The 16,302-nt window shown below is 60.2% G+C and carries 17 protein-coding genes and 2 pseudogenes; 11 read left to right on the top strand and 8 right to left on the bottom strand.

What is annotated here, in order from left to right; translation table 11 throughout:
- Positions 1–170: 170 nt before the first annotated feature.
- On the bottom strand, positions 171–1,058 hold the full coding sequence (locus tag AWB66_RS29100) for an AraC family transcriptional regulator (RefSeq protein ID WP_087633515.1): 888 nt from the start codon (positions 1,056–1,058) through the stop codon (positions 171–173).
- A gap of 134 nt (positions 1,059–1,192) precedes the next feature.
- Here AWB66_RS29100 and AWB66_RS29105 point away from each other — a divergent pair, with 134 nt between their 5' ends.
- The 6 genes and pseudogenes from AWB66_RS29105 to AWB66_RS29130 all read left to right on the top strand — a co-directional run.
- Positions 1,193–1,936: an SDR family NAD(P)-dependent oxidoreductase gene (locus AWB66_RS29105; RefSeq protein ID WP_087633516.1), complete on the top strand. Its 744-nt coding sequence runs from the start codon at positions 1,193–1,195 to the stop codon at positions 1,934–1,936.
- 17 nt (positions 1,937–1,953) lie between these two features.
- A complete protein-coding gene (locus AWB66_RS29110; RefSeq protein ID WP_087633517.1) occupies positions 1,954–2,349 on the top strand; it encodes a VOC family protein in 396 nt (131 codons plus the stop codon).
- Position 2,350: 1 nt separating this feature from the next.
- Positions 2,351–3,334 carry a saccharopine dehydrogenase NADP-binding domain-containing protein gene (locus AWB66_RS29115; protein WP_087633518.1) on the top strand — a complete coding sequence of 328 codons (984 nt, stop codon included), beginning with the start codon at positions 2,351–2,353 and terminating at the stop codon, positions 3,332–3,334.
- A 10-nt stretch (positions 3,335–3,344) separates the two neighbouring features.
- Positions 3,345–3,671, top strand: a complete 327-nt coding sequence (locus AWB66_RS29120) for a nuclear transport factor 2 family protein (RefSeq protein ID WP_087633519.1) — start codon at positions 3,345–3,347, stop codon at positions 3,669–3,671.
- A 93-nt stretch (positions 3,672–3,764) separates the two neighbouring features.
- Entirely contained in the window at positions 3,765–4,235 is a 471-nt protein-coding gene (locus tag AWB66_RS29125; protein WP_087633520.1) for a nuclear transport factor 2 family protein, read from the top strand.
- Positions 4,236–4,527: 292 nt separating this feature from the next.
- Positions 4,528–4,695 (top strand): annotated as a pseudogene (locus tag AWB66_RS29130) (ABC transporter substrate-binding protein); the annotation flags it as partial.
- 442 nt (positions 4,696–5,137) lie between these two features.
- On the opposite strand, the gene AWB66_RS29135 reads toward AWB66_RS29130, so the two are convergent.
- Positions 5,138–6,688, bottom strand: a complete 1,551-nt coding sequence (locus tag AWB66_RS29135; RefSeq protein WP_200819095.1) for a methyl-accepting chemotaxis protein — start codon at positions 6,686–6,688, stop codon at positions 5,138–5,140.
- Positions 6,689–6,861: 173 nt separating this feature from the next.
- Positions 6,862–7,350, bottom strand: coding sequence for a chemotaxis protein CheW (locus AWB66_RS29140; protein ID WP_087633521.1), 489 nt, complete (start codon positions 7,348–7,350; stop codon positions 6,862–6,864).
- A 1,080-nt stretch (positions 7,351–8,430) separates the two neighbouring features.
- Here AWB66_RS29140 and AWB66_RS29145 point away from each other — a divergent pair.
- Genes AWB66_RS29145 through AWB66_RS29155 form a run of 3 tightly spaced genes read left to right on the top strand, consistent with a single transcriptional unit; the run spans position 8,431 to position 11,023 of the window.
- Positions 8,431–9,873: a cytochrome ubiquinol oxidase subunit I gene (locus AWB66_RS29145; RefSeq protein WP_087633522.1), complete on the top strand. Its 1,443-nt coding sequence runs from the start codon at positions 8,431–8,433 to the stop codon at positions 9,871–9,873.
- Positions 9,873–10,880: a cytochrome d ubiquinol oxidase subunit II gene (gene cydB / locus AWB66_RS29150; RefSeq protein WP_087633523.1), complete on the top strand. Its 1,008-nt coding sequence runs from the start codon at positions 9,873–9,875 to the stop codon at positions 10,878–10,880. The genes AWB66_RS29145 and cydB overlap by 1 nt, the downstream gene beginning before the upstream one ends.
- Positions 10,826–11,023: a DUF2474 domain-containing protein gene (locus tag AWB66_RS29155; RefSeq protein ID WP_087633524.1), complete on the top strand. Its 198-nt coding sequence runs from the start codon at positions 10,826–10,828 to the stop codon at positions 11,021–11,023. Before cydB ends, AWB66_RS29155 begins: the two co-directional genes overlap by 55 nt.
- Positions 11,024–11,115: 92 nt before the next feature.
- Here the strand turns inward: AWB66_RS29155 and AWB66_RS29160 are convergent, their stop codons facing one another.
- The 3 genes from AWB66_RS29160 to AWB66_RS33845 form a co-directional block, all read right to left on the bottom strand.
- A complete protein-coding gene (locus AWB66_RS29160) occupies positions 11,116–11,781 on the bottom strand; it encodes a DUF4142 domain-containing protein (protein WP_087633525.1) in 666 nt (221 codons plus the stop codon).
- Between the two features lie 227 nt (positions 11,782–12,008).
- Entirely contained in the window at positions 12,009–12,716 is a 708-nt protein-coding gene (locus AWB66_RS29165) for an HAD family hydrolase (RefSeq protein ID WP_087633526.1), read from the bottom strand.
- A 28-nt stretch (positions 12,717–12,744) separates the two neighbouring features.
- Positions 12,745–12,915 (bottom strand): hypothetical protein, encoded by a 171-nt coding sequence (locus AWB66_RS33845; protein ID WP_159462966.1) that lies wholly within the window; start codon positions 12,913–12,915, stop codon positions 12,745–12,747.
- Between the two features lie 177 nt (positions 12,916–13,092).
- Here AWB66_RS33845 and AWB66_RS29170 point away from each other — a divergent pair, with 177 nt between their 5' ends.
- Both AWB66_RS29170 and AWB66_RS29175 read left to right on the top strand, forming a co-directional pair.
- Complete coding sequence (locus tag AWB66_RS29170) at positions 13,093–13,551, top strand: DUF2231 domain-containing protein (protein WP_087633527.1); 459 nt, start codon at positions 13,093–13,095, stop codon at positions 13,549–13,551.
- The gene (locus AWB66_RS29175) at positions 13,544–14,860 is read left to right on the top strand and encodes a PQQ-dependent sugar dehydrogenase (RefSeq protein ID WP_087633528.1); all 1,317 of its coding nucleotides are present in this window, start codon (positions 13,544–13,546) and stop codon (positions 14,858–14,860) included. Before AWB66_RS29170 ends, AWB66_RS29175 begins: the two co-directional genes overlap by 8 nt.
- A 137-nt stretch (positions 14,861–14,997) precedes the next feature.
- Here AWB66_RS29175 and AWB66_RS29180 read toward each other — a convergent pair whose 3' ends face one another.
- Complete coding sequence (locus AWB66_RS29180; protein WP_087633529.1) at positions 14,998–15,219, bottom strand: hypothetical protein; 222 nt, start codon at positions 15,217–15,219, stop codon at positions 14,998–15,000.
- Between the two features lie 438 nt (positions 15,220–15,657).
- A pseudogene (locus AWB66_RS29185) lies at positions 15,658–16,122 on the bottom strand (transposase); the annotation flags it as partial.
- Between the last annotated feature and the right edge of the window lie 180 nt (positions 16,123–16,302).

The following is a 16,302-nucleotide window of genomic DNA, read 5'->3' on the forward strand; positions in this document are numbered from 1 at the left end:
AACATCCCGGTCGACTCGACGCTCTGTGACTCGATCGGCTAACGACCAGGAGGCGACCCGTGAGGGACTTTTAGCCAGGCCTTCTCAATGTCTTTTCTTCCATCGCCAGTGCGCGGGGAATGTTCGATGCTCGGGCGAAGACCGCCTGAGGCACATTTTTAGCGCGGTTGTCACGCGCCCCGGAGCTCCCGCGTGGCTTTCGCAAGGTCTCTGGAAGGTGGCAGGCCGAACATGCGAGCATATTCCCGGCTGAACTGGTTCGGGCTTTCGTAGCCGACGCTGAATGCGATCGACGTCGCGTTACCCTGGCCGGAGATCAGTTGCGACCGCGCGTGCAACAACCGTACGCGCTTCTGATACTGCAGCGGACTCAACGCCGTCACCGCCTTGAAATGGCGATGGAATGCCGAAACGCTCAACGCCGCCATCTCGGCCAGCGCCTCCACCCTTATCTGTTCGGTAAAGTTGCGGCGTATCCAGTTGATTGCGACACCGATACGCGAAAGCGCCGTGTCCGGCGATGCGATGTCTCGCAGCATCCAGCCGAGCGACCCCTGAAGCACCCGGAACAAAATCTCACGCTCGTAACCGGGAGAGAGCACCGCGATCTCGTCCGGCCGTTCCATCAGCCGGAGCATTCGAATCCAGGCGTCGAGAAGCTCGCCATTGACCGGCGCAACCGAGAATCCCGAACCGAACAGCGTGCTGCAGACCTGCACCGGCAAGTCGCGGATAAGCGCCGCAACAATTGCGGGGTCAAGTGTCAGACTGACTGCAAGATACGGCTCGCCTGTCGCGGCCGGATGGACGGACCCGACGGCCGGGAGATCCACGGACATGACGAAGTAGGTCGCCGGGTCATAGTGAAAGGTCCGGTCGCCGACCGTCATCGTCTTGGATCCCGTCAGGATCAGGTTGATCATTGGATCGTAGACGGCGGCGAGCTGGTGCTCGGGGATTTCACCCTGGACCATGGCGACACGCGGGATGCCGGTTTCCGTGCGCTTGTTCTCGGCCCTGGAGGCCAGTGCTCTCAGTTCTTGCAGTTGCTGTTCCATGGTCCGAACCTAACAGAGGCCATTTGAGCATACAAGGTGAAAGCAGAAATAGGCAAGCTTTGAGGAGGATTGGGTGGGTGTGCGGTGGTCGATAGTCGTAGTCTCTTCTCACACCAGACACACAGGAGAGACGCATGAAGATCGTCATCGTGACCGGAAGCAGTCGCGGCCTTGGGGCCAGCACCGCTCTCGAATGCGCCAGGCGCGGCATGGGCGTGATCGTCACCTACAACAGTAATCCGGAAAAGGCGGCAGACGTTGTGAAGGCCATCGCCGGGATTGGTGGGAAGGCTGTCGCTCTGAAGCTTGACGTCCGCAACAGCCGCTCGTTTCCTGAGTTCCGCGAAACGGTTTGTGCAAGGATCAAGGCCATCTGGGGCAGAGAGACATTCGACTTCCTTGTCAACAACGCTGGGTACGGGCTCTATGCTCCGATCTCTGATGTAACCGAGGAGCAGTTCGACGGCCTGTTCAACGTCCACCTCAAGGGGCCGTTCTTCCTGACTCAGGCGCTTCTGCCAATGATCGAAGACGGCGGCCACGTCGTCAACGTCACCAGCGCGACCAGCCGCGTCGCCACCGCGGGCGTCGCGCCTTATGCCGCCTTCAAGGGCGCCCTGCAGGTTCTGACGCGCTACATGGCCAAGGAATTCGGCGAGCGCCGAATCAGGGCGAACTCGATCGCTCCGGGCGCGATCCGCACAGAGCTGGGCGGTGGATTGAACGAAGATTTCGAGGCCATGCTTGCGGGGCAGACTGCGCTCGGCCGGATCGGCGAACCGGAAGAGGTCGGCCGCGTCATCGCCAGCCTGCTGTCCGAAGAGAACCGCTGGATCAACGCCCAGAACATCGAAGTGGCGGGCGGCTACATCATCTAAATAGAGGAGAGAGCGCCATGCTCGACCACGTCTTCATATCCGTCAGCAATATCGACCGCTCGATTGCCTTCTACGAGAAGGCGCTCGCACCGCTCGGTATCGCCCATGCGGTCGACTACGACGGCAGGCAAGGCCCTGCCGGCCACCCCGATCTCAAGGGTTTCGGCGCGAACGGTCGCGTGTTCTTCTGGCTGCGCGAAGGTACGGTCGAAGGCCGCGCCGCTCATGTCGGCTTCATCGCCGATGGCAAGCGCGAGGTCGATGCGGCCTTCGCGGCGGCGATGGCGGCAGGTGCCACCGAAATCCATCCGCCCGGACCGCAACTTCACTACGACCCCCGCTACTACGCGGCTCAGGTTCGCGACCCCGACGGCTACAGCCTCGAATTCGTCTACAAGGAATGGCAGCACTGACATGAAGAAACTAATGATTTACGGCGCGACGGGCTACACCGGCCGCATGGCGGCGGAACACGCCTCGGCAGCAGGCACGCCCCTTATTCTCGCGGGACGCAATGAGGCGACGCTCGTACCGCTCGCCGCAAGCCTCGGTGTGGAGCATCGGGTCTTCGCGCTCGAAGACACCGCTGTGATTGATCGGTCACTGGGCGACGTCGGCGCCCTTCTCAACTGCGCGGGTCCGTTCGCCAAGACCGCCGATGTCCTAATGAGAGGCGGTATCCGCAATCGCGTCCATTACCTCGACGTCGCCGCGGAACTTGACTCCTACCGTCTGGCCGAAGTGCTCGACGTCGAGGCCAGGGCTGCAGGTGTCATGCTGCTACCGGGCAGCGGAGGCAGCGTCGCGATGCTCGGCTGCCTTGCCGGACACGCCGTTGCGAGAACGAAGAATCCTTCGAGCATCAGGGTGGCCATGCATGTCTCGGGCGGCCTGTCCCGCGGCTCGGCCGTCAGCGCCATGGGAAGCGTCACCGCCGAAACTCTGGCGCGTGCCGACGGGAAGCTCGTTGCCCGGTCTGCTGGAGCCATCCGAAAACTCAACTTCGGCAAGGGTGCCGTCGACTGCTTTCAGGTGACACTTCCCGATCTCATCACCATCTGGCGGTCGACGAACGTTCCGGACATTGAGACCTTCGTCCACTTGACGGGCGACGGATTTCCGCAAGGTGATCTCTCGGCGCTTCCAGACGGACCGAGCGAACAGGAACGGTTCGCCAATCGGTATCAGGCCCTCGTTGAGGTCACCGATTCCGACGGCGAGGTCATCCGATCGGTTCTCGATACGGTCAACGGCTACACGTTCACGGCGACCGCTGCCGCCGAGACGGGCCGTCGCGTTCTGGCCGGCGAGGCCCGTCCGGGTTTCCAGACCCCCGCGATGCTGTTCGGCAACGGCTTTGCCGAGACAATCGCCGACACCACCATCGTCGACGTGTGAGGAGCAGCCCATGCAGAAGCTCGTCGATACATTCATCCAGACCGCCAATGCCTTCGACGTCGAGGGCGCGTTGGCCCTCTTCACGTCCGATGCAGTTATCGACGACGTTTCGGTTGGCGACGCCTTTGTCGGCACCGAAGGTATTCGCCTATACCTCGAGCAATTCTTCGTTGCTTATAAAACCACCAGCAAGCTTCTTTCGCTCGAGCAACTGGACGACTTCAATACCGTCGCTCGACTCGATTTCACGGGCGACTTTGGCCACGAGATTGGGGCTCTCAAGATCACGATCAACTCTGACGGTCTTGTCGAACGCATCGACGCAGATCTCGAATAAGCATCACGGAACGCAACAATTGGCGCTTGCAAGGGCGCTGACGCCGGGGAGGGCTTCACTTCGCAAGCCTCCGGAACAGCAAGGACTATGCTCATGACCACGTCACCATCACTCGCCAACGAGACCGCAGACAGGCTTGCGGTCGTCGATGCTCTCTATCGTTTTGCCGCTGGCATCGATCTTCGCGACGAGAGCCTTCTATCGTCCTCTCTCGCAGAGAACGCCGTATCGGACTTTCGACCAGCTGCCGCTAAAGCTGGGTTCGAATATCCGGTCATCGAGGGCAGAGACGCTATCGTCGCAGCCCTTACGACCTCGCTCGCGACACTGGATACGACGCACTCCGTGACAAACCCGCGTGTCACTATCGACGGTGATAACGCACGCTTGGACGCACTCGTGGAAGCCCAGCATGTCCCTCGCCACGATCACACTCGCCATTACCTAATGAAGAACCGCTACGATGTCGAACTGGCAAGAAAGGGCGACGTCTGGGTCATCACACGGAACACGGTCGACAACGTCTGGGGCTCCGGAGATCCTGCTGTTCTTTCTGTCGTGTAGAGCGCGCTTACTAAGAGACTGAGTGGTGGTGTGAGCGAGTCGCCACCACCACGGTGCGGCGCATCGTCGATGACCTGTTCCATTCGTAGCATCGGGTACTTCACTCATATGTTTGTTGAACGCCGAATGACTGAAGTGGACCAATCAGCGGTCGTCCGGCTAGGCTTGGCGATCGTCTCTTAATGGCCGATTGCCGAAGTAGAAAGTCGAGCCGCGCCCGGCGCCCGTGAACGGGGCGCGAACGTCGGCGCTTCACCCACTGAAGCCGGTCGCGCGGGCGGGCGAGCAAAGGCGCGCCGCGATCATCCGGCAGGCAATGGGCGTACCTAAGAACCGCGGACCCGTCGCAGCGGATGTGCTCGCGCGGTTCGTCGAGGAAAAGAAGGCGTCGGGATTTCTCGCGGACGCGTTGGCGCGGCGTCGGATCGACGGCGCATCCGTGGCGCCGATGGCGCACTAGGCTCGTGGAACCTTGCCGCTCGATCGAGCTTACTGCTTCGCTTGTGTCCGCTGAAGGAACGACGCACAAGGGTCCCCGTCAGTTGACCGGATCTGAAGGAAGGATCGGTCATCGACGAGATGCCGCGGCAGGTGCGGGGAAGGACTCTTATTGTCGTCGTCCTGCCCGCCTGCGAACCGGCGGACCCCGATTGAAGGGTTATGAAAGCGACAGTTATTTCTCACGGGCCATCTCCTCCTGACTCTTCGCTGGAGGGAGGCCCAGCGCCATTTTCTCGACGAGCAAGCCTTGGTCAACCAGCTCCATCATGGCACGCTGTGACTTCGTTGGGTTTCGTTTGTCCGTCGCTCTCGGCGTCGACTGCGGGGCTATTGGAACGGCTATGCGCTTACCAATAGCCGCGCGAAGTCAGGTCAGCCGCGCCCCGCCCGATGACGGCGGATCAGGCGGCCGTCCTGAACACGGCCATCGTCGCGCGCAGCGTTTCGGCCTGGTCCTGGAGCGAACCGGCAGCGGCCGCCGCCTGCTCGACGAGCGCCGCGTTTTGCTGGGTGACCTCGTCCATCTGGCTGATCGCTTGATTCACCTGCTCGATGCCGCGACTCTGTTCGTTCGATGCGGAAGCGATCTCGTCCATGATGTCGGTCACTTTCTGGATCGCCGAGCTGATCTTCGTCATCGTCTCGCCGGCGCGGCCGACGAGTTCGGTGCCCGCATGCACGCGCGTACCGGACGCCTCGATCAACTCGCGAATCTCCTTTGCGGCAGTGGACGACCGTTGCGCGAGACTGCGAACCTCGCTCGCAACGACTGCGAAGCCGCGGCCCTGTTCGCCGGCACGCGCCGCTTCCACGGCCGCATTGAGCGCCAAGATATTGGTCTGGAACGCGATCCCCTCGATCATGCCGATGATTTCGGCAATCTTCTGTGAGCTTTGCTCGATCTCGGCCATCGTGCCGACAACGTCGCCCACAATCGTCGCTCCTTCGTTCGCAACGTCGCGCGCGGTCCCAGCTAGTCCGCTCGCCTGACGTGCGTTCTCGGAATTGTGCTTCACGGCCGCAGTCAGTTCTTCCATGCTCGCAGCGGTTTCCTCGAGCGAAGCCGCCTGCTGTTCCGTGCGCGACGACAAGTCCGTGTTTCCCACCGCGATTTCGCGGCTTGCGCTCGCGATTGCGTTGGCGGACGTCTTCACGCTGTCGATGGCACCCAGCAGTTGGGTGCGCATGCGGGCCATCGAATACATCAGGCTTGAACGGTCGTCGACAGCGGTAGCGACGTCGACGGTCAGGTTGTTGTCGGCAATCTGATTCGCCACTTCAGCGGCGTATGCCGGTTCCCCGCCCATCGAGCGGAGAATGCCGCGATTAAGACGCGACACCACAACGCTCAGCACGACCGCGATCACGGCTAGTCCCCCCAGGCTCCAGCCAAGCGACGAGTAGAACGCCGCATTGATATCGTCGATGTAGACGCCTGTGACGAGGAACCAGTCCCACGGCTGATACATCGACACATAGGACATCTTCGGCAGGATCTCATTGCTACCGGGCTTGGCAAAGGAATAATAGGTGTAGCCGGTCCCCTGGCGCTTGCCTACATCGATGAGCTCCCGATAAAGGAAGACGCCGTTCGGGTCCCTGAATTCCATCATCGTCTTGCCGACGAATTCCGGCTTGATTGGATGCGCGAGGACTTTCGCCTGGGAATCGAAGACGCTGAAGTATCCGTTGTCGCCGAAACGAACGCCGCGGAGCGCGTTCAGTGCACTTTCCTTCGCTTTGTCTTGCGTGATCGAGCCGCTGGCCGCTTGCTGTGCAAACTCCTTGACAATGCTGTTGGCCACCTCGGTCGCATGTTTGAGGTCGCGTTGCGTTTCTTCCATGCGCAACGCGCGCATGCGATACGCGTCTGCCACGGATACTCCTGCGAGGCATACAAGGCTAAGAAGCAGCGGTAGCCAAAGTTTTTTAGAGAAGGTCATGCGGTTCATTCACCTGAGTTCGTTTTGCTGCGGGCAGCATAGGCCCTACAGCCTTTATGATGTGTTGCTGGATAGAAGTCCAGCGGATTGCGGGAAGCATAGGTTGCAGTGACCCGACTCGCTGTCCACCTTCGACAAAAGGCGGGGGCGATATCAGCCGTGCTTGAGACAACAACGCCGCCTTATACGGCAGCGCCCACCATCAGCGCCATCTCCTCGCTCGTCATGAGCTTCTCGATGTCCATCAGAATGAGCATACGGTCATCAACCGTACCGATGCCCGTGATAAAGGCCGTGTTGAGCGTCGAGTTGAACTCTGGCGCGGGGCGGATCTGCTCCGCGGTGAGGGTCAGGACGTCGGACACGCCGTCAACAACGATGCCAACCACCCGGCCAGCGACGTTGAGCACGACGACGACCGTTTGGTCGTCGTACACCGCGCTTTCCAATTCGAACTTCAGGCGTAGGTCGGCAATCGGCACGATGACGCCGCGAAGGTTAGTTACGCCTTTGATAAACGAGGGCGCGTTCGCGATCCGGGTGACTGCGTCATATCCTCGGATCTCCTGCACCTTGAGGATGTCGATCCCGTATTGCTCGTGGCCCAAATTAAAAATCAGAAACTCATGGCCGCCTGCGTCGGGCGCACCTTGCCTTTGTTCGTAGTTCATTCTTTCTTCAAATGGGTGCTGTCAAGTTTGCTTCCGGAAAATAAGCCGGTGTGCTCGATGGTGCTACCCGATGGAGAACGGCACGGTGGAAAAAAACTGAACAAAAAATTGCGCGTGTCGTGTCGCTTTCGCGGCGACCGTTAAGATGAATAGGTAATTTATACCTGCTCGCATAAAAGACACAGCGTGGAACAGCATTTTTTGCCTTGAATTCGGTGACGGTTTGCCGTTATGCATAGGTCGTCTTCCAGGGTTTCAGCTTCTTAAAAACGTCTAAAAAACGTATCTAAAAAGAACGCGCGCGAGAATTCGAGAGAACAGGCGAAAAGAAGCCCGCCGAAGCGGGCAATCATGATCTATCAACGCGCCTTCCGAGGGGCGCACTCCGTTGTTAGTAACTTTTTCGGGGACAAACAAAAAGAAAACAGCCCGCCGAAGCGGGCAACGAAGGCCAAAAGGTAAGGACGTCGCCCATAGATTGGCGGTTAACCGCGTGTGCACTAGTCCGCTGCACACCGACCGATGAACCCGGCCTATGCACAGCCGCTACGCGGTCCCGAACCTCCTCACACTTTAGAGCCTGGCGCGGCCTGCGGCCTTGCCCCAATGAGAGACAAAGCGAACGTCAGAACGGAGCGGTCAAAAAAAACCCCGCCGAGGAGCGGGGCGAGGTCGCGAGGAGACTCCGACATGCGTCACGTTCTCAGCAACCCTCATACCTTAGCTGCTGGACGAGATGTAGCGAATCCGGCGCTCAGTCCTCCCCCGTTTCATCTCATGGAAGCTTTACGGTCCATTCGCGCACTGCAGCCCCACGGCGCGAAGAAAGCGAAGTGCAGCCAATGAGCCGGGAGAAGGCCGCGTCGGTGGCATGAAATCGATCTCCTGAGGGCGTATTCCCCGCCATCAACTACCATGTCTATCGTGGTTTGCAGGAACGCCGTCGACGAGTCGGCATTTGGCCCAGACGTCGGACGGCGGGCCGAGGACAAACTCGCAGTCGGCCAAATGCCAAGGCAGGTACGACTACTGCGTTTGCGAAAGCGCCGACTAGCTGGTTATGTTGAAGGAGCGAAACGCATGTTCGGCCTGACGGTGCTTGACCTCGCCCGTTTTCAGTTTGGCTTCACGATATCCTTTCACATTCTGTTCCCTGCGATTACGATTGGCATGGCCAGCTATTTGGCCGTCCTTGAAGCGTGCTGGCTTCGCACCCGCCGGAACGTCTATCGCGACCTTTATCACTTTTGGCTGAAGATCTTCGCTGTCAATTTCGGCATGGGCGTCGTGTCGGGGATCGTGATGGCTTACCAGTTCGGCACCAATTGGTCTCGTTTCGCGGTGTTTGCCGGAGGCGTGACTGGGCCGCTGCTGACTTATGAAGTGCTTACCGCGTTCTTCCTCGAAGCGGGCTTTCTCGGCGTCATGCTGTTTGGATGGAACAAGGTGGGCGCCGCGCTTCACTTCCTGGCAACTCTGCTGGTCGCGATCGGTACGCTGATCTCGGCGACGTGGATACTCGCGTCCAATAGCTGGATGCAAACGCCACAAGGATACGAGATCGTTAATGGTCGCATCGTGCCGGTGCGTTGGCTGCAAGTCATCTTCAATCCGTCATTTCCATATCGCCTCGTTCACATGAGTCTGGCGGCGTTTCTCGCGACCGCCTTGTTCGTGGCCGCGTCGGCGGCATGGCATCTGCTGCATGGTCGTGACAATGCTGCGATCCGCAAAATGCTGTCGATGGCGATGTGGATGGTGCTGGTCGTCGCGCCAATCCAGGCGGTCGTCGGGGATGCGCACGGTCGCAACACGCTGGTGCACCAGCCCGCAAAGATTGCCGCGATGGAGGGGCATTGGGAGAATCGTGGCAATGAAGCCGTGCCGCTGATCCTGATCGGCTGGCCTGATATGCAGCGCGAACAGACACGCTTCGCCATCGAGATTCCTCACCTGGGCAGTCTGATTCTCACGCACAGCTGGACCAGGCAGTTCAAAGGCCTCAAGGACTTTGCTCCCGAGGACCGGCCCAATTCGACGATCATCTTCTGGACGTTCCGGGCGATGGTGGGACTCGGAACACTGATGATCATGCTCGGGCTGTGGAGTTTGCTGCTGCGCCGTGGCGACCGGCTCCACCGAACTCGCCCGTTCCTGCGTGCAACACTGCTGATGGGTCCGATGGGCCTGGTCGCGCTTCTTGCCGGCTGGCTGACAACAGAAATCGGCAGGCAGCCGTGGGTCGTCTACGGCCTGCAGCGTACTGCCGAGGCGACCTCGCCAAGCGGCATGCCGCAACTGGCGCTATCGGCCACACTATTCGTAGTGTCGTACTTCTTCGTGTTTGGCATTGGCATCGCCTACATCCTGCGCCTTGTGCGAAATGGACCGTCGCAGTACCTCGAAGCAGGGCTACCGTCAGGCGGCCCGGGACAGGAGCGCACGCCGGCTCGACCGCTATCGGCTGTTGGCGACGAGTCGTCAGGTACCACGCTGCGTCAAGATTCAAGGAGCCGGCGATAATGCGCGTCGACATCTCGCTGATCTGGGTAGCAATCATTTTTTTTGGCGTGATGATGTACGTCGTCATGGACGGCTTTGATCTGGGCATCGGGCTGCTCTTTGCGTTCGTCTCGACGCGCGCCGAACGCGACGTGATGATGAACACCGTCGCGCCCGTCTGGGACGGCAACGAGACATGGCTGGTGCTGGGCGGCGCAGGCATGTTAGCTGCCTTCCCTGCGGCGTATTCGATTCTGCTCAGCGCCCTATACCTGCCGCTGATATTCATGCTGCTGGGGCTTATTTTCCGTGGGGTCGCTTTCGAATTTCGCTTCAAGGCGAACGACCGGGAGCGCCCCATATGGGATGCCGCGTTTATTGGGGGCTCATTTGTCGCGTCGTTCTTCCAGGGCGTATCGCTCGGCGCGTACATCGCTGGCGTGCGTGTCAGCGGGTATGCGTTCGCCGGCGGCCCACTCGACTGGCTGCGGCCTTTTCCGGTGTTCTGCGGTATCGGCGTGCTTGCCGCATACGCGCTGCTCGGCGCGACGTGGCTTGTCATGAAGACGGACGGAAAACTTCGGCAGGCTATGATCCATCTCGCCGAACGGCTTGTCTGGACGCTGCTCGCCGCGATCGTTGTCGTCAGCATATGGACGCCGTTCTCCCAACCGCGCATCGCTCAGCGCTGGTTCACGCTGCCGAATCTGCTCTGGTTCTGCCCAGTGCCGCTGCTCGTTGCGCTGTGCGCGTATGCGCTGCGACGTTCACTGCGACAGGAATCCGATACGGGACCGTTTCTATTCGCACTGGCGCTGATCTTTCTCGGCTACAGCGGTCTGGCAATCAGTATCTGGCCGAATATCGTGCCGCCGGGTATCTCCATCTGGGAAGCAGCCGGGCCGTTGCAAAGCCAGCTCTTCACGCTGGTCGGCGCGTTGTTAATCATTCCATTAATCCTTGTCTACACCACATGGTCGTACTATGTGTTTCGCGGCAAGGTACGACAGGGCGAGCACTATCATTGATAACAAGACAACCCGGCGCGTTGCGTGTCTGGAGCAAGCGCGTCGCATGGCTCATCGTAATCTGGGCGGCGAGCGTCGCTGCGCTCGGTATTGTCGCGAGCGCGCTGCACCTGGCAATGCACGCGGCGGGCCTGAGCCACTGAATCGCGAGCGCACCGCAGGCTCCCAACAATTGACCTTTGATAAAGCAATTGCGGTCGTCATGTTCAGCCTGACGGCAGCTGCCCATGCCAGTCTATTTCTCGATCTTCACCCGCGTCTCTTCTGCCAACTTCAAATGCTCGCGTAGTATGGGCGTTGCACTTGCGGCAAGTTCCCGTACGTCAGGGTCGCTACCATGCTGCGCCTCGTCGCTAAAGTGCTTGATGTCATCCTTGTGGTCCGAGACGTTATGCTCCATGAAAACCTTGTCAAACGCGTGCCCGGTCAGCGGCGTAAACGCAGCCTGAGTCGCCTTTTGAGTAATCGATATCCCGCTAGGCAAGCGGTAGCCTTTGCGCTTTGCGAGGCTTTCGATCTGAGCATCGAGTGACTTATGGTCTGTAATCATGCGCTTGGCGAACGCCTGCACCGATGCGTCCGACGATTTGCGCAGCGCGATTTGACACGACTCAATCTCAGCGCGGCCATCCTGGATCGCAGAACCAAGGAAATCGGAGGGGTCTTTTACATCGTCGGCGCGCGCTACGGTCGCGCCTGCTACTAGTAGCAAGCCGGCGACTGCCTTTGACGCAACGACGGGAAGCCACCGCATGGGCCGCTTGCCTTCGGTGGGTGCGCGCACGATGCGCAATTTCGGTATCAGGTCGCGCGTCGGCATCGGCTCCTCCTTCACTAGGACGTTTCCGTTGATCAGCATTGCGCGTGCCCCGGCGCACTCGCAATGGCTGCCAAGCTGCATTTACGGCGACTCCTCGCGGTTTCCGAGATACGATCGCACGCATCCGCGCGCAGCCGCCTGAACGCCGGGCCGTGGTAGAAGACCATGTCGATGTCCCAAATCCTGCACGCACGGCATTCGCCGGCCCAGGGCACCGGTCCGGGCACGACATAACTTGGAGAGCGTGAGCAAGGCGCAGTGGCTCGCCAAACTCTGAACGCGGGCGCGAGAGGCGCCGACCGTGGACGTTATGCAAGGTGCCCACTCGGCGCCGCTGTGCGTCGACTTGCCGGATCTCTGGAAGGACCGGCTAGATCGAAGCAGGCGAGCATCGCGCCCGGGCCGGGATAGACTGCGTGGCAGCCCGCATCCCGGAGACTCGCCTCGGTGAAACCGCCAGACAGGAAGCCTATGCAGCCCATTCCCGCCGCGCGCGCGGCCTGCGAATCGTAAGGACTGTCGCCGATCGCAACGGCGTCGGCGCCAGCGACGTCGAGCTTTTTCAGCACGGCATTGAAGATATCAGGCGCCGGCTTGGACGCTTCGGCGTCATCGGACGAAGTCGAAGCATCGAGAAGATCGGTGATGCCCGCAAGGTCGAGATACACGTTGAGCTCCTGTTTCTTGGCTGACGACGCCACGGCCACTTTCAGGCCCGCTTCACGAACTCGCGCGATCAGCTCGGGCACACACGAGAACGGGCGAACCATTGGCAGATAGTGCGATCGGAAATGGTCACCGCGCCACTTCTCAAGCGCTTCGCCATGGTCCTGCTGCTCGGCGTCCGAGAGAAACACCGGAATCAGCTTGTCGCCCCCCTTGCCTATCTGACTGCGCGCCTGCTCGAACGTCACCTCATGGCCGAAGTGAGCGAACGCCTCCTGCCAGGCGCGCGCATGGAGGTCGACCGAGTCGACCAGCGTTCCGTCGATATCGAAGATGGCAGCTTTGAGCACGAGGGATCGTCTCCTGATCGTACGGTGGTTATTTGCGTGCCTCAGCCGACGCGCCGCTTCCTGTGCCGGATGCGGACGCCTCGATCTTGCTCCCGCCCACGCTCATGCTGTCATTGCCGGCGTCGTGCGCCTTCTTGCAGCTTGCGACGCCGAAGGCCAGCGGCGCTATGAGCAACACTGTACTCATGAATCGTTTCATTTTGGCTCCTTGCGCCTGCGGTGCCGACGCCCACTTTGCGCCGAAACCGTACTCCTGCTTGGCATAGCAGTGTCCATGCCCAACAAGGGTCGCGGTGGCGCAGACAGCCAAACGAAGGGTTCGGGCATGCGTATTGCGGGACCGATTGCACCGGCTGTGCATCGAAAGAGGACTGCTATGTCAACCACGCCCATCGTTCCAAGACAAGCGCAGCACTCATCGAGACTCGCTCCTGCGATTTTCGAACTCTTGAATCCCATCCCTTATGGTCTGTTTGTCGGCACGCTAATCTTCGACGTCACCTACATGAGCACGCGCAATGTCTTTTGGGGCAAGGGCGCCGCGTGGCTCGTGACGGCAGGTCTCATCATCGCGATCATTCCGCGGCTGATCAATCTCGGTCATGTGTGGTTGCAACGCCGGCGCCGCGTGTCGCGCATCGAACAGATCGACTTCTGGCTTAACCTGGCGGGGATTGCAGTTGCGATCGTCAATACCTTCGTGCATAGCCGCGACGCGTATGCGATGGTGCCGGACAACGTGATTCTCTCGGTCATCACCGTCGTGCTGTTAAGCATTGCTCATGTCGCCATGTCCATGAACAGGGTCGATCTAGCGGAGGCGGTTCATGAATAAGCACATTGCGGCCGGTGCTATCGCCGTTGTTTCGGCGCTGCTGAGCGGATGTAACGAACACGCACAATACGACGCAGCGCATCAGGCAGGATCCAATCCGCCAATTCCGCAGGCCCGCAACTTCCTCGCCCCGCCGATGCAGGTGCCCAAGCACGTCGGCTGGAGGAACGGCGCCACGCCCAAGGTGCCCGACGGCCTGAAGATCGAAAGCATCGCCTCGGGCCTCGTGCATCCACGTCAGGTCTATACGCTTCCCAATGGCGACGTGCTCGTGGCCGAATCCAACAGTCCGAACGAAGAGGCCGTCACCACGCCGAAGCAGCTCATCGCCGGCCTGATTGAAAGCAAGTCGGGAAAGAAGGCTAAGGGTGCCAATCGCATTACGCTGTTGAGAAAGCCTGCCAGTGGCAGCGGCGAGTGGGAGAAGCATGTATTCATCGATAACCTGCATTCGCCCTTCGGGATGCAGCTGATTGGCGACACCCTCTATGTCGCCGATACTGATGCGATCCTCAAATTTCCGTACAAGACAGGTGAAACGAGCATCGTCGAACGTGGGGTCGAACTGGCCGATCTCCCCAATACCGTCAACCACCACTGGACCAAGTCGCTCCTGGCGAGTCCCGATGGCAAGAAACTGTATGTGGGCGTCGGGTCCAACAGCAATGTCGGCGAAAACGGTCTGGAAGTCGAGTACCGTCGCGCTGACGTGCTCGAAGTCGATACGGCGACTGGCGCGAGCCGCGTCTACGCCGCGGGCATCCGCAATCCCACCGGCTTGCAATGGGAACCGAAGACCGAACAACTGTGGGCCATCGCCAACGAGCGCGATGAAATCGGCGCGGATCTCGTGCCCGACTATCTGACGTCCGTGAAGGAAAACGCCTTCTACGGCTGGCCGTACAGCTACTACGGCCAGCACGTCGATCCGCGCGCGCAGCCGCAGCGTCCCGACCTCGTCGCCAAGGCGATTCCGCCGGACTTCGCCATCGGCTCTCACGTTGCGCCGCTGGGACTCGTGTTCTACACCGGCAACAACCTGCCGCCGCAGTACCGTGGCGGCGCGTTCATCGGCGAGCACGGCAGCTGGGACCGTTCACCGTTGAGCGGCTACGTCGTCTCTTACGTGGCGTTCGAGAACGGCAAACCGGTCGGCGCTCCGAAGGACATCGTGACGGGCTTCACGTCGCAGGACCAGAAGGAACTTTATGGCGCGCCCGTAGGTGTCGCGCAAGACCGAAACGGAGGTCTTCTGATCGCTGATGACGTCGGCAACATGGTTTGGCGTATCGTGAGCGCGGGCGGCTGATCGCGCGCTCCCAATTCACAGCTCAGCCGAACCGGCCGGCCTTGCCTTGGAAGGCAACCGGCTGCGTCGTAGAGGCGTTCTCCGGTTGACGCTGCCTTGACGCGCGCAAGCTACGCTTCGGCTAACGCCTCAACGAATTATTTCAGGCCGCCTTCTCTCCTGATAAGGGCGTGGTAGGGCACCTCCCTGGTCGTCGATTCTATCGGTGTTCCGGTGCACTGCGTCGACGCGTTGCCAGTTGCGCGTGCGGCCTTTCTATCGAAGCGGATTGCGTTGCCGAGCGTTCTCGTGAAGCGCCGCGCGTCGCCGGTGGCATCCGTGTCGCACTGACCGACCTCAACGGCGACAAGTTCGACCATGGCCCGCTAGATTTCGTCGGAGGCGCGCCCGTACAGGCCGCATGTAGGCGTCTTCAAGACCAACGCTGCAAAAATGCCGTCGATCATGAAAGCGACGCGCGAGCGCCGTTTGCCGCGCCACCAACACAAGGGGCTTGTCACGGTACCCGCACATGAGCGTCGAATCGCCGCTTGCAACGGCTGAGCTGACGTCTAGCCGCCCGTTGACTTCACTCAGCGAACGGCCGTTAGAGGCCGTTGGACTAAAGCCCGACGCGGATCGCTGGACCCGACCCAGGCTGTGTGGAAACATGCGCAGAACCGCAACACGGCGCCCAGCTCTCACGCCTCCGCGCGCGCTTAACTGTTTCTGCGGCCGATGCGGTACAACGCCCCTTTAAACGACTCTGATGCCTTCTAACAAGCTGTTCTGGGTGAATCTCAGGACCTACGGGGGGCTCAAGCACCCGCCAGCAGCATTTCCTTCATCGTCTTCCTGAACCCCAGGATTCTGAGCACACGCATGAGATTGTAGGCAAGTACGTTCAAACTCATTTCGGTACCTACATTGGGCAACCTGCGCGTCAGGAAGTGCGTGTAGCCCATCCAGTGCTTGAACGTTCCAAAGACATGTTCGACGGTTCGCCTGCGCACTGTCATCGCATCGGGCGTTTTGTCCAGCCGACGTTGAACTGCCTCCAGCACCGACTCATGCTTCCATCGACTTATCCGTCGTTCGCCGCTGGGCGTGCACTGCGACTTTATTTTGCATTGCGAATAGGCGCTGCTCCAGTATCGGTGTAGCTGCATCCCGTGTTCCTCGCTGGTGTAACGGTATATTGCCCGTTCGCCAGCTGGACATTGGTATTCGTCGTCCCGCGCAATGTAGATGAAGTCTGCCTTGTCGAATCGGCCATGGTATTTCGTCGGTCTTGCAGAATCGCGCGAAGCCGAGCGCAGCGTGCGGATAGGTGCAGATAAGCAGTTGCGAAACTCCCAGTTTCAATATGAAATGGGCCTATCTTCCGGGAGTGAGAAGCGCCGATGAGCACACCGGATTTCTTCCGCAGCCGCCTGGACGCGATGATCGATTTGCGGCATCCG

This window comes from Caballeronia telluris (assembly GCF_001544495.1).
Taxonomy (GTDB): domain Bacteria; phylum Pseudomonadota; class Gammaproteobacteria; order Burkholderiales; family Burkholderiaceae; genus Caballeronia; species Caballeronia telluris.